Source organism: Fibrobacter sp. UWB16, assembly GCF_900215325.1.
Classification (GTDB): Bacteria; Fibrobacterota; Fibrobacteria; order Fibrobacterales; family Fibrobacteraceae; genus Fibrobacter.
The window spans coordinates 363892-384260 of the sequence record NZ_OCMS01000001.1; the positions used below are offsets into that span (position 1 = coordinate 363892).

A 20369-nucleotide genomic window follows, 5' to 3' on the forward strand; every position below is an offset into this window, starting at 1 on the left:
CGAATCACCAACCACGAACCACTTTACTATACTTTAGTCATGGCATACATCGCAATGGCGCGTAAGTGGCGCCCGCAATCATTCAGCGATATGGTCGGTCAGGAACATATCGCAAAGACTCTCGAGAACGCCATTCAGGGCGGTCGTCTCCATCATGCATTCCTTTTTACCGGCACCCGTGGTGTGGGCAAGACTACTAGCGCCCGCATCCTCGCCCGCACGCTCAACTGCAAGGGCAATGACCCGCTGCACCCGTGTGGGCAGTGCGACAGCTGCAAGGATATCGCCGGCGGAAACCCGATGGACGTCTATGAAATAGATGCGGCCTCTAACACCAGCGTCGACAACATCCGCGATGTGATTGAACGTGTGCAGTACCCGCCCGTCATCGGCAAGTACAAGATCTTCATCATCGACGAAGTCCACATGCTCTCGACAGGCGCCTTCAACGCTCTTCTCAAGACGCTCGAAGAACCGCCGTCCCACGTGATTTTCATTTTTGCAACGACCGAAGTCAACAAAGTCCCGCAGACGATTTTGAGCCGCGTGCAACGTTTTGACTTCAAGCGCCTGACCGTAGACCAGATCCGCAGCCGCCTCCGCTACATTTGCGAACAGGAAGGCATCAAGGCCACCGATGAAGCCCTCGACATCTTTGCCGAAAAGGCCGACGGTTCCATGCGTGACGGTCTCACCTACTTTGACCAGGCATACGCCTTTACCGGGAACGAGATGACAGCGGAATCCGTCCGCTCCGTCCTCGGCATCCCACCTGTAGAACTTTTCTTCTCGCTCATCCAGTCCATCGAAAACCACGACATCAAGGGTTGCTTCCGCATGGTGGATGACGCTGTGAAAATCGGTATCGAGTTCATCCCGCTGCTCGATGGCTTTGGCAAGTTCCTCCGCAATTTGCTCTACGCCCGCCTCGACGCATTCACGCCGGACGCACTCAACATCACCGAAGAGCTTTACACCAAGTACAAGAGCTGCGCACAAAGTCTTACGAACGGAGATATTCTCCGCATCAGCAAGATGCTTATCGACTTGCAAGGTACGCTCCGCTACAGCACGAACCCGCGCCTCCTCGTCGAGACGACGTTTGCCCGAATGGCTTGGCTCGACCGACTGGTCGATTTGCGAAAAGCTCTTGCAGCGATTAACGATCCTAAAAGCGCCGAAAACGACGCGGTAAAAAAAAAAGTAACTGAAGTCAGCGCCATGATAGACGCCCAGGAAGAAGTCCAGGCGTCTTATGATGACCCATTTGCAGGCTACGATCAAGGTGGCGTGCAGGCATTTTCACGTTACGAAATTGCCGCCGCATGGCCTTCCATCCTCTCCAACATCGCTAACGACGGCGACTACGTATTCTCCGCCGCCATTGCTGGCACCACGCTTGAAACCGGCGACCCCGAACAGAATCCGTTCCCGATTGCGCTTACCTACGCGGGCACGACCGAGAATGCCGAAAACTGGGGCTACCGCCAAATGACGGAGCATCCCGAATACGTCGAACGCGTGACTCGCATTTTGGAAGACCGCCTGCAGACAAAAATTGCGCTTTCCATCCGCACCCGCGCCTTCACCGAATCGGAACTTGCCGAACAGCGCGCCGCCAAGATGAGCCCATACGAGCTCGACCTGGAAAAGGAACCGGGACTTTCAAAGCTCCAGCAGATGTTTGCAACGGAACTCGTCTTCACCAAGAAACTCAAGAAAGCAGCCATCGTTTCACAATGTGACGAAGAAGATTGCGACGCATAGATTATCATGGACCCTATCGGTCGCAAGCTCCCTCCAGGGTGACAATTAAAACGTCATCCTGGAACGAAACGTAGTGTAGTGATAGGATCCAACCAAATAAAAATTCTATAATTACAAATGAAAAACAGTCATCCTGACACGTAAGTGGAAGGATCCAGTTACATTTAACAAGATATAACTGGATTGGGCTATAGCCCGAACATGACGAGATGCAGGATCATAAACTAAACATTTAATACACTCAAAAAGCGAGGATATATTCATGGACATGAGCAAGATGCTTAAGGACCTTCAGAAAATGCAGAGCAAGATGCTTAAGGCACAAAACGACCTCAAGGCACAGAGCTTTGATGCCGAAGCCGGCGGCGGAATGGTGAAGGTCGCCATGAACGGAAAGGGCGTACTCACGATGGTGAAGATCAATCCGGATGCAGTTGACAAGGACGATGTCGAAGCTCTCGAAGACCTCATCATGGCAGCCGTGAACTCAGCCGTCAAGAAGAAAGACGACGCCCAGCAGGCAAGCATTTCGGACATCACTGGCGGCATGAAAATCCCCGGTTTGATGTAATTTTCGCCAAATTTCGCAAAAATTCGCAAATTCGGATGCACTTCATCCCCAATATTTGCGCTTCATCAAAAACAGAAAAAAGCACCCTTATGAAAAGGGTGCTTTTTTTTTACATTTGGCTAGCTTAATATATTAGGAGAACGAATGTCAAGGAAATTTTTAGTCCTTTCTGCCCTTGCTTTAGGGCTGATTGTACCAGCCTCGGCAAAAACCTACACCCGAGATGAAGCGGTCCAGACCGCCATTGAGAACTCTCCGGATGTCAAAACCGCTGAAGAAGACCTCATTAAGGCTTCTTCTCAAGTTGATGCAGGCTATGGTAACGCATACCCCTCTATTGACCTTAGTGCCAATGTCACCCGTATTTTTGGACTGGACGACGTCAAAAAAACATCCGCAATTACGGACGCTGCCAAAAATATGGCAAACAGCGTGGACGACGACGGACACCCCAAAGCAAACGCTTTTGACCAAAACGTGATTGGCCCAGCTTTGGACGGAATGACTTATGGAATGAAGTCCCAAGCCTACCGCTGGCAGTCCAGTGTTGGCCTCACATTGACCCAAGTCCTCTATGCCGCAGGCAAGGTCGGTACCGCAATCGATATCGCCAAAGCCTACAAGCATATGGAAGAAGTCAATCTCGAAGACAAGAAGTCTAGTATACGCTACGACGTTGATAGCCTTTTCAACAATTTGATCCTCCTGGATTCGAGTATTGCAATCACTGAAGAAGGCATCAAGCAGACCGAAGAAAATCTGAATATCGCCACGCAGAAATTCCAAAGCGGATCTGGTAAAGAAATCGATGTGATTCGCGCCCAGCTTGACTTGGAAACCCAGCGTTCCGATCTCGAAAAGACAAAGAAATTGCGTATCCTCGCCAAGAACGCTCTTCTCAACAAGATGGGACTGGATTGGGATTCCGAAGTACAGTTCGTCGGTGAACTTCGCATGCCCGAAGCCAACCTCCCTTACCCGGATACAGCTATGGCAAACGTGAAAAAGCGCCGTAGGGAATTGGCAAAGCTCGAAGCCACTGAAAAAATGAGAGAAAAAAATATCGAAATCGAAGAAGCCGGTTACAAACCGACAATCGCCTTGCTCGGTGGCCTCAAATACGCAAACAACCAAAACAAGATTACCGAATGGGATGCCCCGAAGTGGGACAAACTCAACAAGTACGTTTCTTTAAATTTGTCGATGAATCTTTTCAACGGCATGCAGACCAAGGAAGCTGTAGTTCAAGCAAAATCAGAACTTCGCAGCACACAACTCATGAAAGAAACTGCAGAACGCGGATTCCGCCTGCAAATAGAGGCGTGCGTCAACAACTTGGAAGACGCGCATAATCAAATCGAAATTTCAAAACGTCAGGTAGACTTGGCAAATCGCGGATACGAAATCTCCGAAGCGGCCTACCAAATCGGTGCGGAAACGCAAATCAACCTTCTCGACGTAAGCCAAAAGCTTCGCTTGGCCAAGCTTGGCTACATGAAGGCTGTTCTTGACTGGAACAATGCATACAACGCATTGCTCAAGGCCACTGGTGAATACTAAGATTTAAGAGGAAGACAATCATGAAGACCATTACAAAATCAATCATTACTATTTCTGCCCTGTCGCTCCTCCTCGCTGGATGCGGCGACGCCAAGAAAGACGCCAAGTCCGAGAAAAAAGTTTCGACCATCGAAGAAATCCAAAAGGTCAATGGCAAGCCAGCCCGCGTCGTGAAGGCTGCCACCGTAAAACTCACCGACGTCCGTTCTTTCAGCGGCACCATCGAAGGTAGCCAGCAGACGACAGCAACCGCCAAGCTCGGTGACCCGATTGCCAAGGTCAATGTCCGCGTCGGTTCCAAGGTCAGAAAAGATCAGGTCCTTGCTGAATTCGTCTTTACGGGCGACAACACCGCTTACCAACAGGCTCAAGCAAACATTGCCATGCAAGAAAAGAGCCTCAACCGCTTGAAAGAAGTTCAGGCCAAAGGTGGTGTTTCTCTGCAGGATGTAGAACAGCTCGAAACCCAGATTAACGTAGCCAAGATGCAGATGGAAACCGCACGCCGTGCAACGCTCGTGCTAGCTCCGTCCTCCGGCACCATTACCGAAGTCAAGTTCAAGGTCGGTGAAGTTCCGGGTGTCGGTGGTGCCATGTTCACCATCGCAAACCTCGACAAGGTTATCCTCAAGCTCAACGTCACAAGTTCCGAAATCGGCTTCTTCAAGAAGGGCGCCAAGGCAACAATCGAACTCAACGGAGAAAAGCTTCAGGGCGAAGTAAGCCTCATTCCGCTCGCCGCAAACCCGATAACCCGCTTCTTCCCGGTTGAAGTCACATTCAAGAACAAGGGTCAAAAGCTCCTCCCGGGCATGTACCTCACCACAAAGATTGACGCCCGTGAAGTTACAGGCGTTTCAGTCCCTGTCGAAGCCATTGTCTATAGCAATGGCGTGAACTCGGTCTGGACAGTCGATAGCGAAGGCAAGGCCAAGCGCAAGATTGTGCAACTCGGTGTGCAGACCAAGACCGACATCCAAATCAAGGATGGCCTTAGCGAAGGCGATGTCGTGATGGTCGAAGGCCAAAACCGCATGAACGACGGCGACAAGGTGCTGATTGTCGAATAATCGACACTGGAGAATAGCCAATGATTAAAGCCAGTATTTACAAACCAATCACCATGCTCATGGTCATCTTGACCGTGGTGGTGTTCGGTCTTTATACCTATTCCATGATGGTGGTGGACTTGATGCCGAAATTCGAAGTCCCCGTGGTTACGGCCACCATCATTTACAAGGGCGCAAACCCTGAAGAAATCGAAACCACAATTATCAAGCCGATTGAAGAACAAGTGGAACTCGTGGACGGTATCGACTACGTGCAGTCCATCTGCTTGGAAAACTACGGCATTATCGTCGCCATGTTCAACATGGGCGTGAACGTGGACGTCGCCGCAAATGACGTGCGTTCCAAGGTGGACCTCGCCTCTGCGGACTTTCCGGATGCAGTTCAGGCGCCGATTATTTCGAAGGTCGATATTAACGGTGCTGCCATCATGGCAATCTCGTTCACCGGTCCTCTAAACTCTACAGAACTCCGCCAGAAAGTCGAAGACGAAATCGAACCGCTCTTCACTTCTGTTTCCGGTGTTGCTAGCGTTGATATTTTCGGTGGTACAACCCGCCAGATCGCCATCGAAGTCGACAAGGAAAAAATGATGGACCGCGGTGTCGATATCGGCACCATGATGGGCCTTTACGGCATGTCCAACGTTAACCTCCCGATTGGTGAAGTTATCGGCAAGCACAAGAATACGTCTGTGCGTACCGCAGGTAAGTTCAAGAACCTCGATGAAATGCGCAACATGGAAATTCCGACGGAAAAGGGAGTCGTCAAGCTCTCTGAAATTGCCGTCGTGAAAGATACCATCGAAACAATTACATCGACTTCCCGCTTTAACGGCATCAACTCTGTCGCACTGGATATCAAGAAGCGTTCCGACGCAAACGTCGTAGATGTTTCCAGAGGCGTGCTCAAGCGTTTGGAAGAAGTCAACAAGACTCTCCCGGAAGGCTTCAAGCTCACGCTCATTTACGACAAGTCCGAAGCTGTGAACGAATCTATCGATAACGTTATCCAGAACATCATTATCGCTATTGCGCTTACCGCAGGCCTCTTGCTCCTGTTCCTCGGCAAATTCTCGACGATGATTATCGCAGCTCTCACGATGCCGATTTCCGTGATTGGCGCATTCACGCTCATGTACTTTGCAGGCTTTGGCATCAACATGATGTCCCTCATGGCTCTTTCAAGTTCCGTGGGTCTGTTGGTGACGAACTCCATCGTCGTGCTTGAAAATATCAACAACAAGTTGAATCAAGGCCTTGATCCGAAGGAAGCCGCCTACAAGGGCACTTCTGAAATCATGATTGCCATCATGGCATCGACGCTCACCAACGTCTGCGTGTTCGTGCCTATCGCATTCATGAAGTCCATCGTCGGTATCTTCTTTAGAACATTCGGTATGACCATGGTGTTTGCAACGTTTGTGTCGCTCCTCGTGACATTCACGCTGACACCGCTTATGGCCGCTTACTTGTTCAAGGGTAAAAAGAAAGACGAAAATGGAAACATCATCGAAGAAAAGCCGGGCTTTATCGGAAGCCTGCTGGGACTTTTCCCCAAGGCTTTGAACGGTGTTCGCTTTGTCTACTTGAAGATGCTTGGATTCTGCCTTTCTGTTCCGGGCGTGATTGTCCAGGTTCTCGCTCTTGGCGCAGCCATCTTCCTTGTGGCAGGCCTCGCCAAGAACAACTTAACTGTTGAACTTACCCCGAGACAGGACCAGGGCATGATGAGCATCAAGCTCGAAATGCCTGTGGGTACAAACATCGAGACGACCGATAGCGTGGCTCGTATTATTGAATCCCGCGTCAAGGATATTCCTGAAATTGTTCACTACAGTATGAACGTGGGTGGTTCCAACGGCTTTACGACCGTAAACCAGGCCACCATGCGTGTTAGACTCTTGAAGGACTGGGAAAAGAAGAACAATCCCAACTGGAAGGGCAGACATCGCAGTACGGACGAAATCGTCGACTCCATCCGTCCGTACCTCGCCAACATTCCAGACGCCTACATTTCCGTGAAGTCCACCTCCGCCTCTGAAATGCAGAACAACTCCAGCGGCGACGTGGTGCTCGAAGTGAGCGGTCTCCATGCAGACTCCGTCATCAAGGCATCACAAATCGTCCTTGACCGCGTGCAGCAAAAGATTGACGGCATCGTGGATATCAAGACGAGCTATGAAGCCGGTAAGCCTGAAATCCGCTTGATCCCGAACCGCGCCGCCATGGCCGACTATGGCGTAACGCTTGAAACAGTCGCAAACTACAACTACATTGCAGTGAACGGTTTCGAAGCAGGCCAGTACACCGAAGACGGTGAAGAATACGACGTTTACGTACGCTTGATGGAAAAGGATAGGCAGAGCCATGCCGACATCGAAGACCTGCCTGTCAAGACACCGAAGGGCTACGTAAGTGCTAGCGAACTCTTCCACATCGAAGATGGTGCTGGTCCGACACGTATTGACCGTAAGCGCAAGATGAGACGTGTAGACGTTTCGATGAACTTGCTCCCTGGTCACACGACCGGTGAAATCATGGGCAAACTCACGGAACTTACAAACAGCATGAAGGACGAACTCCCAGAAGGTATCTCGTTCAGCTTCGGTGGTAACGCCGACATGCAGAACGACATGCAGAAGGAATTCATGACGGCAATCGTGATGGCAATCCTCCTCACCTACATTTTGCTCATCGCACTCCTCGAAAGCTTTGCCCAGCCGTTCATTATCATGACGACCATCCCGATGGGTGCTATCGGTGTGCTCCTCGCCCTTATCTTTACCGGCAAGGCGCTCTCCATGATCGCCCTCATGGCTATCGTTATGTTGATTGGTGTGGTGGTGAACAACGCAATTCTTTTGCTCGACGAAGCAAACCGCCTGTTGCGTAGTGGAAGCATGGGCCGCCGCTCGGCAGTGCTTACAGCCGCGAAAGCCAAATTCCAGCCGATTATGCTTGCAACGCTTGCCTCCGTGATTGCCCAGCTCCCGCTCGCATTCGCTCTCGGTGGTAACGTCGCCGCCATGACGCAGCCGATGGGTATTGCCTCTGTGGGTGGCTTGATTGTGTCCGCAGTGCTTACCATGTTCCTTGTGCCGACATTCTTCTGGCTCCCGAACGCCCTCTTTAGCAAGGCCAAGAAAGGCGCCAACAAAGTCAAGGCAAAGTTCAGCAAGGCATAATTAAGTTTCATTAGACAACTCCGCAAAGTCCCCTCTCCGGGGGACTTTTTTTATGCAGTGTCATCCTGAACAAAGCCCGTAAGGGCGACGTGAAGGATCCAGTTAAGCTTTGATTTTTCACAACAAGAAATTACTGGATCCTTCCACCTTCGGTGTCAGGATGACGTCTCGCCGTTTTGGTCAGGATGACTTTACGGCACTTTGCAAACGGTTGGTTGCAAAATTTGCATGAAGGTGATTTTTCAAGAATTTTGTTTGTATTTTACGGGGATGAATACAAAAAACTTGTCCAAAAAATGGTGTCAGAAAAACGGGATTGCAGTTGTTGAAAGCACCGGGGAATGCGCCGCGCTCCTGAAAGTTGCCGTACCGAACGCAAACGATGAATTCCTTCTCGAAAAGATCCGATTTGTCACACAACAACGCATTACCCCAAAGCAGCACTCCCCTGCCGAAATCAGGCTCATGCACAACCACGCCGATTCTATCGATGACGAGGATTTGCTCCAGCACCTCAACCATCTCGAGATTTCACGAAATTCTTCGTGGGAATCGGAACCGATTATAAATCTCGTTGATAGCATTATTGTCAAGGCACTCCAGAAAAAAGCGACCGACATTCACCTCGAACCGTTGGCAGATTCACTACGTGTAAGATTTCGCATTGACGGGCTTTTAACGGAATACAGAACATTCCCGCAATGGCTTGCCGAGCCTATATTGATTCGTCTCAAGGTCATGGCGAATGTCGATATCACGGAGCGCCGCTTGCCACATGACGGGAGTTTCGCCTTTGAAGATTTTCATGAGAAGGTAAACGTTCGCTTAAGTACCATTCCCGTAAACAACGGCGAGAAATGCGTACTGCGATTGCTCCCCGCCAACGATTCCGCACAAACGCTCGACAGCCTTGATTTTAGCGAAACAACGCTCCAAGCGATTCGGAAAATTTTCAACGCCCCGCAAGGGCTATTCCTCGTTACAGGGCCCACAGGGAGCGGCAAGACGACTACGCTTTACGCTGGCCTCCGAGAAATCATCCAGCGAAAAATCAACGTCACGACAATTGAGGACCCCATAGAATACGAACTCCGCGGAGCAAATCAGGTTCCCGTCAACGAAAAATGCGGATTCACGTTCGCCGTTGCATTGCGTTCTATTTTGCGCCAGGATCCAGACGTGATTCTCGTCGGAGAAATCCGCGATGCAGAGACTGCACAAATAGCATTACAAGCCGCACAGACAGGGCATCTCGTGTTGAGCACGTTGCACACAAACAGTGCAAAAGCAGCGGCAGCGAGACTTCTTGATTTAGGCGTTCCAAAAGGTATCTTGGATGAAGCTTTGCTTGGCGTTTTTGCCCAACGCCTCGTAAGGAAGCTTGACAAAACAACTTCTCATGAGTCCTCACCGCATTACAAAGGCAGAACCGTTGTCTGTGAATTGCTATTGCCTAACAACACCTACGCCGACTCCACCATGCAAGAAAACGCAAGAAAGCTCGTAGAATCCGGCATCACCACCGAAGAAGAAATTGAGAGAGTGCTAGGATCATAATAATTCTTATTCAGCAAATCAAAAAGCATTGAATCCGTTTAAAGCGAGAACAAATGATAAAATAAAAAGTCTGTCATCGTCGAGAGAATAAAGCGTCGGCCAAGGATGGGGAGGGTGCAGGGAGGGGCCCGTGCAGCCTTCGCAACTCCGAGCTGGGGCCCCGCCCGCAAGAAGTACATTTTACATTAAAATAAAAACAGAAGAAGTGAACTATTTCTTAGTTCACTTCTTCCCGCCGAACCAATCGTTGATGTCTTCGCCTTCTTTCATCGACAATTTGCCAAATTGATCTACGCCATCACCAAGCACAACCGTGCGGATATTCGCATTCGCAAAAACCGTCTGCAAATACTCCGTACCGCTGCGCCCCGCCTCGTCCTTGTCCAAACAAAGCACGACGCTTTTGTTCTTGAACAGCGGGAGCCATTCTGTCTTAAAAGAACGCACGCCCGGAATTCCAATCGCATCAATGCGTTGCCCCAAAAACGTAAGCGTATCGACGACGCCTTCGCAAAGGTAAACCCAGCCCGGCCTTTCATCAAGCGCGGAAACATTGTACGGGAACGGAACCGTCCCGCGCAAGTTCAGCTCCTTCGGCACAACCGTGCTATCAATCGCGCGCGCCTGGAAATAAAACGAACGGCGTTTGGTATCGAGATACGGGAAAAATAGCGGATGCTTGTAATACCTCAAGTTTCCTTTTTCACTGAAAAGCCCCACGTACTTGAGAACTTCCAAATCGTAAGTTTCCTTGAGCTTATTGTTGAGCGCGCCATAATCCGTAATCGTGCGCAAAAGCATCTTGTCCCAAATCGGCTTGTAAATGCGGCGACGTGCAAGGTATGCAGCCGCAGGCGTCTTATCGACAGGGCTCAACATTTTCAAGAACGAGAGGATAATCTTCTTGCGTTCATCATCGCTTACAAGCTCTTTTGCAGGCTCGGGAGAGCGATATTCAAGAGCGGCATCACGGACTGCCGTTTTCGCAACAAGCGCTGCACTTTGTTCAGGCGACACATTCGAAGCTGGAGTTCGATTCGGCATCACCGTTGCAGAAGCAGGATTCGTCATTGATACGCGATTTTGCACCTGAGGCTTCGCCCCATGCAACAGGAATCCATACGTTTCCTTGAGCCAGTTCAGAGCTTCTAGGAATGAACAATTCTTGACAAACTGCACAAGCGAAATCACATCACCACGAACGTCATCGCAGACCCAGCAACGGAATGTTCCGCGTTCTTCGGAAAACGATACGGACGGAGTTCTATCGCCATGCGCATGGCGTGTCGGGAAAAAGCAACGACAACGGCCACGCACCACCGGGAGACCTAAATCCATAGCCACCGTCGTAATCGAGAGTGCAGCCTTAAATTGTTTGAGTTCCTCTTCTGTCATTGCACCAAGAATATATATATTTTCGTCATGATTATTCAAGAAAATATACCGATGAGCGAGCACACGTCCTTTAAAGTTGGCGGTCCCGCACGATATTTCGTCAAAGCAGAATCCGTAAGCGATATCAAAGAAGCAATCGCATTTGCAAACGAGCAAGCGCTCCCGAACTACATTCTCGGCAAAGGCACGAACTTGCTCGTCTCTGATAGCGGATACAACGGCGTCATTATTCAGCTCGGTAAATTTTTCTCGGAAATCACAGATCTTGGCAACAGCAAGATTTGCGCTAAAGGCGCCACGCCGCTTGCCCGCCTCGCCCGCTACACAATTAACGAAGGACTCGCAGGCATCCACAAGCTCGCCGGCATTCCCGGGAGCCTCGGCGGTGCGATTTACATGAACGCAGGCGCTTACGGTCAAGATGTTTCGCAGACTTGCGTTGAAGTCGAAAGCATCGATGCCGCAGGCAATATGCACACGCGAGCCGCAGCAGATTGCAAATTCGGTTACCGCCATAGCGTATTTCAAAAGCTTGCAAAATGCGAGCCCAAGGTCCCTGAGCCTGCCGAAGGGGGGCAAAGCAATTTTCTTTCAGAAACAATTCTTTCTGCCACATTCCAGCTTACGCCCGCAACAGAACTTGGCAAGACAGCCAAAGATCTAGAAAGCGAAATGCAAGAATGCATGACAAAGCGTCGCAATTCGCAACCGCTTTCCATGCCCAATGCGGGTAGCACCTTCAAGCGTCTAGATGCAGGCGCCGCCGAAACGCCAACACAAATCGCACCAGGTTATTACATCGAACAGGCGGGTTTAAAAGGCTACCGCATAGGCGGCGCCGAAGTGAGCCGTGTGCACGCGAACTTTATCGTCAACGCAGGCAACGCCACCGCAGCAGACATCAAAACACTCAGCGAATACGTTCAAAAAGTCGTCGCCGAAAAGTTTGGCATTCAGCTTCACAGAGAAGTGATTCTGCTCGGAGAATTCTAAAAAGACAGTCTACTTTGACAGCGGATCGTACTTGTTCAAGATTTTAACGATGAGCCAATAGACAAGTCCACCGATCATACCGCCGAGTGCATCAGCAATCAAGTCGAAACCGCTACAGTCACGGCCTTCCACAAAGCTCTGGTGGTATTCGTCCGTACAGCCGTAAGCAAGCGCAATAGCCATCACGATTAGCACCTTGAGCCACGGTTTCAAAGACCACTGGCCACGTGCCCACCACATGCAAAAACATCCCGCCAAAGTGGCGTATTCGCACGTATGCGCAAGTTTATCCCATACATGCGGGAAGTCTTCGAGTTCATAGGATGTCATCGAAGAAATCTTGAAAATGATAGCCATGCAGAGGATGGCAGGGACTTTTCTAAAAAACGGATACTTGTCAAAGAGCGATTCAAACATGCGCCCAAATTTAGCTTTTGTAAAAGCTATTCGTTCTTGAGCAGGCGCTTGGAGACAACATTTTTGTATTCTTCTTCTGCCGTCATGTCGTTGATTCGGTTACTCTTCTTGCCATCTTCATAATTTTCGAAGAAGCAATACGTCTCATAGACTTTTCTTGCCTTGATCTTTTTGCCGTTTACAAATGTGGCGACAATTTCAAAATGGGCTATTCGATTCTGCTTGAGGCGAATCGGCAATTTAAATGAATTTGTCATCAATTCATCGTCTGCAAAAGTCTTTACCACAACACCCTTGCGTTTCACGATAATCTTCTTGATCTGACTCAAGTCCGAGCCCATCAGTCCAGCCACACTAAAACGGAGCGTCGCCGGGATATCACGCTCTTCGGGCAATACGTGAATGCGTTCACGACCAGAACCTTCTATGACAATCGAAGGCTTGAGTTTTTTTGGCTGGACCGTATCCTTAGCAGCCGTAGACTTGCGTTCATTAGCCTTCGTCAAGACTTCCGCCATCTTCGCCGAAACAAAGTTCGTATGCCAGGTATGGCAAATGTATTCCACTTCACCATTGCTGCAATTCACAACAAAATGCTTCGGACCAAACGCTGTAGAATCCGCCCATTCAAACGTACGCTTGTAAAGCCCGCTTTCAGGAATCGTATCGACAATTCCGAGCACAGAAACTAAGCTTCCCGGGATAAACAACGCTTCAAGCGTTACACTCGGCTTGCCAATGTATTCATTCAAGACCTTCGGCTTAAACTCAATCTGCGAGCTCTTTATGAATGCTTCCGATTTTTTCTTGTAGGCTTCATCAAATTCCAGCAACATAGGTTCGAGCTTGTCGAGATTCAACCTTGCAGCGCGCACACCAAGTTCAGTAGCGGCACCAGTCGCAATAGAATCAAGAGCACGAGCTAAAATAAGCGTACCCGAACTTGCAAGCGATAAAATCTTTACGCCATTCGTATTGGCAATCAAAGTCTGTCCGCTCTTGACCGACTGCGCTGTACCGGTTTTCACGGTCACGTCAAGACGACCTTCCTTAAGCGACGAGATTTCCAACCCATCGACATTTTCAATAAAGCCAGCCGTTCCACGAACTACAGACGAAACATTTTCTGTACGAATTTCAAACTCGTCCTTGACCGCCTGTTTCTGCACATCAAACAACAACTTTCCATGGCTGAGCGCAACGGTCATTCTTGCTTTCAGTTCATCCGCTTTAGTGACTTCAATAGCCATCTCAGACCGGCCATCGGTCTTGAGCGCAGAACCGTCATCAACAGAAATAACAACCGAAGAACCCGCCTCAGTCACAATCGATGATTTTTCATGAACGGATAAGCCGACTTTCAATGACTTGGCATGGCTATCAGCAGTCTTCACATGGGCATCGCCCACAACGCTCTGGACAACGCCATTAAACAAAGGCTTTTCGGGAACCGCATTTAACGATTCTTTTTTGGAGGATTCAGAATCGCCACAGGCAGAAAAAGATACAGCAAAAACGAGGGCCAAGCCCAAAAGTCCAACCCTAAAAATCTTTGCTTGATTCTTTCCTACCATGTTTTTTAATCTAGTAATTAAAATTTCAAAAAAGAAATTTACAATCACTTTTCCCCCTCGATTAAAAACAATAATTTGCGCTCCGTCACACGTTTTATGAACCACACAAATGCGTGACAAAATAAATATAACTAAAAATTCTAAATTTTTACCCATGAAAGCAATTACATTGAAAGCCGGGCGCGATAAATCCGCCCTCCGTTACCACCCGTGGATTTTTAGCGGCGCCATTGATGAAGTTGTTGGCGACCCCGCGCTTGGTGACGTTGTCGAAGTTTATAGCTACCACAGCGATTTTCTGGGCCTTGCAGCCTACTCCCCGAAATCCCAGATCCGAGGCCGTTTCTGGACATTCGGGACCGAAGGAAAGAACGTCAAGATTGACCGCGAATTCTTTAGCGACATTTTGGACCGCGCCATCGCCTCCCGCAAGAGCCGTGGGTTCGACATCCATGACAAGGAATGTGCATTCCGCCTTGTGAACGCTGAAAATGACGGCATTCCAGGTTGCATCATCGACAAGTATGCCGACATCTACTCCGTCGAAATCCTTGCTGCAGGCGCCGAAGTCAATCGCCAGATCATTTACGAATTGCTTGCCGAAAAGACGGGTTGCCGTGGCATTTATGAACGCTGCGATTCCGAAGTCCGCAAAAAGGAAGGACTCCCCCTCCGCACGGGCGTTGTATTTGGCGAAGTTCCAGACGAACCGGTCATCATCAACGAAAATGGAATTCTATTCCCGATTGACGTAAAGAACGGACACAAGACCGGCTACTACCTCGACCAGCGCGATGCCAGACGCCGTGTAGGCGAACTCGCTCGTGGCAAGAAGATGCTCAACTGCTTCTGCTACACCGGCGGCTTTGGTCTGTACGCCCTCCGTGGCGGTTGCGAAAAGGTTTATCAGGTCGACGTTTCCAAGGACGCGCTCAAGCTCGCCAAGGAAGGCATCATGCGCAACAAATTAAGCACGGCACATGCAACACACGTCGAAGCAGACGTGTTCCAGTACTTGCGCAAGTGCCGTGACAAGGCCGAAACGTTCGACTTCATCGTGCTTGACCCGCCAAAGTTCGTCGAAAGCAAGGACAACTTGCAGAAAGGCGCCCGCGGTTACAAGGATATTAATTTGCTTGCAATGAAGTTGCTTGCCGAAGGCGGCATGCTTGCCACATTCAGCTGTTCCGGCCTTATGGAAATGGACTTGTTCCAGAAGATTATCGCCGACGCCGCAGCCGATGCCCACCGTCGCGTGCAGATTATCGAACGTTTTGGACAGCCAGCCGACCATCCCGTGAACACAGCCTTCCCCGAAGGACAATACCTCAAGGGACTCCTGGTGCAGGTTGTTTAACACCTTTTATAAAAGCACAAGATGGAGAAGCCCGTTCAAAGACGGGCATGACAGCATCAAAAGCTTCCAAAAAACTTACTACACAGGTGACAAAGCCTGTGTAGTTTTTTTATAATTTTAGGAGAAGATAAAAAGGTATATGTGGACGGTTTTATAGAGGTCAAAAATGTATTTAGTCACTTACGACATCGGCAACTCCTTTATAAAAGCAACACTTACAAAAATCGCAAATTCGATTGAATTCGTGGGAGCGACTGTTGTCAGTACGCATAGTACCTCGACTTTAGGCGGCAAAGGGGTGGAACAGAGCACCGAACAATGGTGGGATTCCATCTGCCGTAGCACAAAAGACCTCCTCAAAAATTACGGTATTACTAGCGACCAGATCAAGGGTATCAGTTTCTGTTCCCAAATGAACGCAACCATACTCGTTGATGATGACGGCAATGCGGTCCGCCCACCCATGACGTTCCTGGACAGACGTGCCGACAAAGAATTCAAGGGCTACTTCAACCACGGTCTCAAGATTCACGGTCTAAACATCTGGAAACTCATCAAGGCGATGCATCATACAAGCATGGTCCCCGTTGGAGCTTACAGCCCGATTTGGAAATACAAGTGGGTACAAAACAACGAGCCCGAAAATTTTGCAAAAGTCGACAAGTTCCTAGATGTTGGCGATTATCTTTTGTACAAAGCCACAGGACGATTCGTCCGCACAGAAGACTCCGCATTCTGCACGGCACTCAACGATTGCCGCAAAGGCCATTCCGGCTGGAGCCACACCATGGCTAAAGCGTACGGCATCAACGAAAAGCACTTGCCAGAGATTGTGCAAAGCACAGACATTGTCGGCCGTATTACAGCCACTGCCGCCGAACAGATGGGCTTGGAAAAGGGCACACCAGTCATCGCTGGAGGCGGAGATATCGCCATGGTCGCAATCGGTTGTGGCAACACCCAAAACAATCTTACCAGCATTTACTGCGGAACTTCAGGATCCGTCTGCACCGTTGTCGATCACATTATCCAGTTTGCAGATATCATGATGATTGCCGTCAAGGGGCCGAATCCCAAGCAAAAATACCTGTACGGAGAACTTGAAACCGCAGGCAAGTGCTTTGCCTGGGCTCGCGAGCTCATCGGCAAGCTGGACAATTCGCAGTACAGCTACGAAGAATGCGCATCACTTATTTCAAAATCAAAGCCAGGTTCCCGTGGACTCCTGTTCACGCCATTCATGAACGGCTGCAAGACGCCTTTTGAAGACGGCGAAATCCGCAGTTCGCTTTCGGGTATTGAACTGGATACAACCCGTGGAGACTTGCTCCGCGCCGTTATCGAAGGTATCTGCTTCCACTTCCGCTGGCTCTTGGAATGCCAGGCCAAGAAATGCAAGATATCAGACACCATCCGCTTTGCAGGCGGTCTTGCTAGAATCAACATCATGAACCAGATTCTCGCCGACGTGACCGGGCATACGATTGAAACGGTAAAGCATCCGCAATATGTGGGCGCACTAGGTGCCGCTGCCGTTGCTGCAATCGGACTTGGGCAGATGCATTTCGAAGACATCCATAGCTATATCGAAATCACGAATACATACACGCCCAATCCCGAGAATCACGAGATTTACAACAAAATCTACAAGAAATTCTTGGATAAAGTCAAGAGCGATCGAAAGCTCGTGAAAGGGTAATTTTTCTTAAAAATTTTTCAAAAAAGGCGATGGCCTCCCTTCGACAAGCTCAGGGACCTGAGCGGGCATGACATCTTAGAAACAATGAAGCCGGGACAAGCCCGGCATAACATTGTTCAAAATCTTTCAGTTGCAACTAAAAACTATAGACCATTGACTAATGGCCAATTAGCGTTTGTTACGCGGAAGTTCGCTCGCGTGCTTTTCAAGCCACACTGCATCTTCGAGAGCGCGTTCAGCTTCGGTTGCCCAGTCAGAATCCGGGAATTCACGAACAACATCACGGTAGCGCGTTACAGCACTGTGGAAGTCGCGCATTTCGCGGTAGATGTTGCCCATCTGGAGCATCGCAAAGTAGCGTTCGTCCGGCGTGATTTCATTTTCGAGCAAAGCCTTGTACATCTGGAGAGCGGCTTCGTGATAGCCGTCCGCATAGAGCGCATTGGCGTTGGCAATGGAATTCGAAGCCGTCGGAGCAACGTCTTCCCTCTGCGGAGCGACATCAGCAGACTTCGACTTGTCGTTCCCGCTCTTCTTGGCATCCTTCAAAGCCTTGGCTTCGGCTTCTTGCATAGCCTTTTCTTCGGCAGCGGCACTGGCGACAGCGTTGATTTCGGCCAAACGGTCTTCAGCAGCCTTGCGGAACTTGGCATCCGGAGCAGCCTTCTTCAAGTATGCCGAGAGATACTTCTTTTCTTGTTCGGTACGCTTGCTCTTCTGGTTGATCTTTGCCAGATAGTAATTTGCGTCGTTACCGCGTTCCTTGTACGAAAGCCCCTTCTTCAAATTGAACTCGGCCTTGTCGTATTCTCCCATCTCATAACGGGTTAAGCCCGCATAGAAGTACGCACCGGCATCGCCAGGCTTCTTCGAAAGAACAACTCTCCAAAGCGGAGCAGCTTCAGCATAGCGGCCTTCGGCAAGCAAAGCCTTGCCCTTTTCAAACGGATCTTCGGAAGCGGCAGCCGTTGCAGGCGCCGGTTGTGCAGCCTTCGGCGTTTCGACCTTTGCAGGGGCAGCGGTCTTTGCCGGCTCAGCCTTTGCAGCAGGAGATGTTTGTGCGGGCTGTGCAGTCTTTGCAGGTTCAGCCTTTGCCGTTTCGGTCTTTGCAGCAGCCTTGCCACCCTTCATCTTAGCGCGTTCAGCATCGGCCTTAGCCTGCTGGCCCATAGCTTCGTAAGCCTTGGCAGCGCCTTCGTACGCTTCCGTCAAACTCGGATCATAACCATAAGCGAGGCGGAAGTTTGCCACAGCCCCCTTATAGTCCTTCATCTTCATGCGAACCTTGCCTGCCGCCATATAAGCTTCAGTATTCTTCTTATTTTCAGCCAACATGGCTCGGTATTCCCCAAGAGCCTTATCATACTGACCCTTGGCCTCAAAACGGGCACCCTGTTCAATACGGGGGTCCACAGCCCAAACTTGAGACATTCCAACCATCAATGCAAGCGCAATAAAAGACAATTTCTTGTTCATGGTAAAAAATTTAGTAAAAACCATTGACTTTATGACACAGATTGGCGATATTACTAGCAGAGACGCGGATAATTTTGATTACCCGCAAAGGAGAAAAAATGAAAATTACAGAAGCTGTCGATAAATATAAAGCTGACGAACAGGAGCTCATCATCGAAGCTTATGAACGCGAAGGGGGCGACACCGAAGATGTGGATCTCATCCTCCTGGACCGCATTTGCGCCCGACTTGGGCTAGGCCTCGACAACGAAGACATCGACAATGACGATATCGCCGAAGAAGTCAACTTTGACGAATACGGGAGCCATTTCGGAGACGTGTCCGAAAGCGAGGACGAACTGTAAAAACAAGCAGTGACATTTAATGACACAATCTTTATCTATTTTATAAACAGTTAAAGATAAACATTAAAGGTCACACATGTTCAACATTCATTATCCATTTAGCCCGAGTAAAATTTTTCTTCTTTCTCTGACGGTAATCGTCTTCGGGCTTTTCGTTTACCTCTCGGGGAGTTTTGTCTCTGCGACAGTATTTTCCGTACTGTACGCCTTTTTTGCAATAGCCGATTAATAAAATTTAACTGGATCCTTCACGGCTTTCGCCGTTCAGGATGACGAGTTGCAACGATTGCTCAGGATGACGTTTTGCAAGGACCGTTCAGGATGATATCTAAACATCAATCTGCGACACAGCGAACGTACAGGCCCTTGTAAACACTGGCGTCTGTGCGTTCTATATCCTTGTCGGCGCGATTGAATTCCCATGAGCGGGCGGTATTAGGCTGGACAGAAGACTTGGACCAATAATGCCCAGAATTAAAGCCATCGCAGAAGTTGTCCCAATCCTGGCAACCGCCCTGACCTAAATTGTCCCAATCCAGCGTGGCGCGGTCTTTCTGGAAATCACGCCATTCGCCGTCATCTGGCAAGTGCCAACCTGGAGGACATGCTTTAGTTGCATCATCATAGGTGTAATAGCGTCCAAATTTTTCGCAGTAGGATTTATCATCTACATAGCACTGTTTCTCGGACGTCACGCTGAATGCGAGATTTTTCATCATCCAAATTTTACCGCCACGGACGCCGACCTTGTACTTTTTATTATCGCGTTTATCCGTAAAAATCATATCCTTCGGGGAGATATTTTTTTCGGCAAACTGGTCACGAGCAAAAACGCAACGGATCTGGATGGCATCAGCTTCTTCAATATCCACATACTTTGTGGTTCCATGCTTGGTTTCAAACCTTATCGCGTGATTGGCCGGGCCACGGACAGCAAAATAGGCATAACCTTTTCTTGCATTCACCACTTCGTCAAATTCAAACTTGTAAAAACCAAGCGACGAATGTCCCACAAAATCATTCATGTTCTGGATTTTATCTGGGCCTGAGAATTTTTCTTCAATCAGTTCGTCCCAATCCGTTTCATCCGGGAGCTGCGTTCCCTCTGGGCATGAGGCTTTCCAGCTATCGCTACGATAAAAAGGAATTCCATTTTCGTCAGTAAAGTATGAGGTCTTGCTGTACTTGAGACTTTGTTTGAACCAGTTTAACGATCCCGACGGAATTCCACGATAAACGCGTCCATCTCTATAATCCTTAAACTCTGCTGCGTAATTATGGGTGACCACAGACACGGTCAAAATCGCTACGGCGCACAACGAACGCCACACCTCATCCAACATCAATAACCTCACAAATAATAGACTTACGAAGTAAGCCTACACAATATATATACGCTTTTTC

General features: G+C 49.3%; 15 protein-coding genes. 10 read left to right on the top strand and 5 right to left on the bottom strand.

From position 1 onward, the window contains the following. Positions 1-39 precede the first annotated feature (39 nt). The 6 genes from dnaX to CRN95_RS01600 all read left to right on the top strand — a co-directional run bounded on the left by dnaX (position 40) and on the right by CRN95_RS01600 (position 9710). A complete protein-coding gene (gene dnaX / locus CRN95_RS01575) occupies positions 40-1767 on the top strand; it encodes a DNA polymerase III subunit gamma/tau (RefSeq protein WP_097019916.1) in 1728 nt (575 codons plus the stop codon). A gap of 268 nt (positions 1768-2035) precedes the next feature. Continuing rightward, complete coding sequence (locus tag CRN95_RS01580) at positions 2036-2338, top strand: YbaB/EbfC family nucleoid-associated protein (RefSeq protein WP_198953213.1); 303 nt, start codon at positions 2036-2038, stop codon at positions 2336-2338. A 144-nt stretch (positions 2339-2482) separates the two neighbouring features. After that, on the top strand, positions 2483-3898 hold the full coding sequence (locus tag CRN95_RS01585; RefSeq protein WP_097019917.1) for a TolC family protein: 1416 nt from the start codon (positions 2483-2485) through the stop codon (positions 3896-3898). Positions 3899-3918: 20 nt separating this feature from the next. Beyond that, a complete protein-coding gene (locus tag CRN95_RS01590) occupies positions 3919-4968 on the top strand; it encodes an efflux RND transporter periplasmic adaptor subunit (RefSeq protein ID WP_097019918.1) in 1050 nt (349 codons plus the stop codon). A gap of 20 nt (positions 4969-4988) precedes the next feature. Then, complete coding sequence (locus CRN95_RS01595; RefSeq protein WP_097019919.1) at positions 4989-8153, top strand: efflux RND transporter permease subunit; 3165 nt, start codon at positions 4989-4991, stop codon at positions 8151-8153. A gap of 270 nt (positions 8154-8423) precedes the next feature. After that, positions 8424-9710, top strand: coding sequence for a GspE/PulE family protein (locus tag CRN95_RS01600; RefSeq protein ID WP_097020280.1), 1287 nt, complete (start codon positions 8424-8426; stop codon positions 9708-9710). Positions 9711-9932: 222 nt separating this feature from the next. Here the strand turns inward: CRN95_RS01600 and CRN95_RS01605 are convergent, their stop codons facing one another. After that, a complete protein-coding gene (locus CRN95_RS01605; RefSeq protein WP_097019920.1) occupies positions 9933-11105 on the bottom strand; it encodes a CHC2 zinc finger domain-containing protein in 1173 nt (390 codons plus the stop codon). 27 nt (positions 11106-11132) lie between these two features. On the opposite strand from CRN95_RS01605, the gene murB reads away from it, so the two are divergent. After that, positions 11133-12098 carry a UDP-N-acetylmuramate dehydrogenase gene (gene murB / locus CRN95_RS01610; protein ID WP_097019921.1) on the top strand — a complete coding sequence of 322 codons (966 nt, stop codon included), beginning with the start codon at positions 11133-11135 and terminating at the stop codon, positions 12096-12098. A gap of 9 nt (positions 12099-12107) precedes the next feature. Here murB and CRN95_RS01615 read toward each other — a convergent pair whose 3' ends face one another. Beyond that, positions 12108-12515 carry a VanZ family protein gene (locus CRN95_RS01615; protein WP_088630271.1) on the bottom strand — a complete coding sequence of 136 codons (408 nt, stop codon included), beginning with the start codon at positions 12513-12515 and terminating at the stop codon, positions 12108-12110. A 26-nt stretch (positions 12516-12541) separates the two neighbouring features. Then, positions 12542-14089 carry a FecR domain-containing protein gene (locus CRN95_RS01620; RefSeq protein WP_235002808.1) on the bottom strand — a complete coding sequence of 516 codons (1548 nt, stop codon included), beginning with the start codon at positions 14087-14089 and terminating at the stop codon, positions 12542-12544. Between the two features lie 154 nt (positions 14090-14243). Between CRN95_RS01620 and CRN95_RS01625 the strand changes: the two genes are divergently transcribed. Continuing rightward, entirely contained in the window at positions 14244-15446 is a 1203-nt protein-coding gene (locus tag CRN95_RS01625) for a class I SAM-dependent rRNA methyltransferase (RefSeq protein WP_073424599.1), read from the top strand. Positions 15447-15612: 166 nt separating this feature from the next. After that, entirely contained in the window at positions 15613-17145 is a 1533-nt protein-coding gene (locus CRN95_RS01630; protein ID WP_097019923.1) for an FGGY-family carbohydrate kinase, read from the top strand. A gap of 168 nt (positions 17146-17313) precedes the next feature. On the opposite strand, the gene CRN95_RS01635 is transcribed toward CRN95_RS01630, so the two are convergent. Beyond that, on the bottom strand, positions 17314-18621 hold the full coding sequence (locus CRN95_RS01635) for a tetratricopeptide repeat protein (RefSeq protein WP_235002809.1): 1308 nt from the start codon (positions 18619-18621) through the stop codon (positions 17314-17316). A 98-nt stretch (positions 18622-18719) separates the two neighbouring features. Here CRN95_RS01635 and CRN95_RS01640 point away from each other — a divergent pair, with 98 nt between their 5' ends. After that, positions 18720-18965: a hypothetical protein gene (locus CRN95_RS01640; protein ID WP_088630276.1), complete on the top strand. Its 246-nt coding sequence runs from the start codon at positions 18720-18722 to the stop codon at positions 18963-18965. Positions 18966-19300: 335 nt separating this feature from the next. On the opposite strand, the gene CRN95_RS01645 is transcribed toward CRN95_RS01640, so the two are convergent. After that, positions 19301-20308, bottom strand: coding sequence for an FISUMP domain-containing protein (locus CRN95_RS01645; protein ID WP_088630277.1), 1008 nt, complete (start codon positions 20306-20308; stop codon positions 19301-19303). Between the last annotated feature and the right edge of the window lie 61 nt (positions 20309-20369).

What these genes read in the sequence shown, in the direction of transcription:
- CRN95_RS01620 (WP_235002808.1), bottom strand. Translation starts at nt 14,089, where the DNA reads ATGGTAGGAAAGAATCAAGCAAAGATTTTTAGGGTTGGACTTTTGGGC.
- CRN95_RS01640 (WP_088630276.1), top strand. Translation starts at nt 18,720, where the DNA reads ATGAAAATTACAGAAGCTGTCGATAAATATAAAGCTGACGAACAGGAG.
- CRN95_RS01580 (WP_198953213.1), top strand. Translation starts at nt 2,036, where the DNA reads ATGAGCAAGATGCTTAAGGACCTTCAGAAAATGCAGAGCAAGATGCTT.
- CRN95_RS01615 (WP_088630271.1), bottom strand. Translation starts at nt 12,515, where the DNA reads ATGTTTGAATCGCTCTTTGACAAGTATCCGTTTTTTAGAAAAGTCCCT.
- CRN95_RS01625 (WP_073424599.1), top strand. Translation starts at nt 14,244, where the DNA reads ATGAAAGCAATTACATTGAAAGCCGGGCGCGATAAATCCGCCCTCCGT.
- murB (WP_097019921.1), top strand. Translation starts at nt 11,133, where the DNA reads ATGATTATTCAAGAAAATATACCGATGAGCGAGCACACGTCCTTTAAA.
- CRN95_RS01585 (WP_097019917.1), top strand. Translation starts at nt 2,483, where the DNA reads ATGTCAAGGAAATTTTTAGTCCTTTCTGCCCTTGCTTTAGGGCTGATT.
- CRN95_RS01605 (WP_097019920.1), bottom strand. Translation starts at nt 11,105, where the DNA reads ATGACAGAAGAGGAACTCAAACAATTTAAGGCTGCACTCTCGATTACG.
- CRN95_RS01600 (WP_097020280.1), top strand. Translation starts at nt 8,424, where the DNA reads ATGAATACAAAAAACTTGTCCAAAAAATGGTGTCAGAAAAACGGGATT.
- CRN95_RS01645 (WP_088630277.1), bottom strand. Translation starts at nt 20,308, where the DNA reads ATGTTGGATGAGGTGTGGCGTTCGTTGTGCGCCGTAGCGATTTTGACC.
- CRN95_RS01630 (WP_097019923.1), top strand. Translation starts at nt 15,613, where the DNA reads ATGTATTTAGTCACTTACGACATCGGCAACTCCTTTATAAAAGCAACA.
- CRN95_RS01635 (WP_235002809.1), bottom strand. Translation starts at nt 18,621, where the DNA reads ATGAACAAGAAATTGTCTTTTATTGCGCTTGCATTGATGGTTGGAATG.
- CRN95_RS01590 (WP_097019918.1), top strand. Translation starts at nt 3,919, where the DNA reads ATGAAGACCATTACAAAATCAATCATTACTATTTCTGCCCTGTCGCTC.
- dnaX (WP_097019916.1), top strand. Translation starts at nt 40, where the DNA reads ATGGCATACATCGCAATGGCGCGTAAGTGGCGCCCGCAATCATTCAGC.
- CRN95_RS01595 (WP_097019919.1), top strand. Translation starts at nt 4,989, where the DNA reads ATGATTAAAGCCAGTATTTACAAACCAATCACCATGCTCATGGTCATC.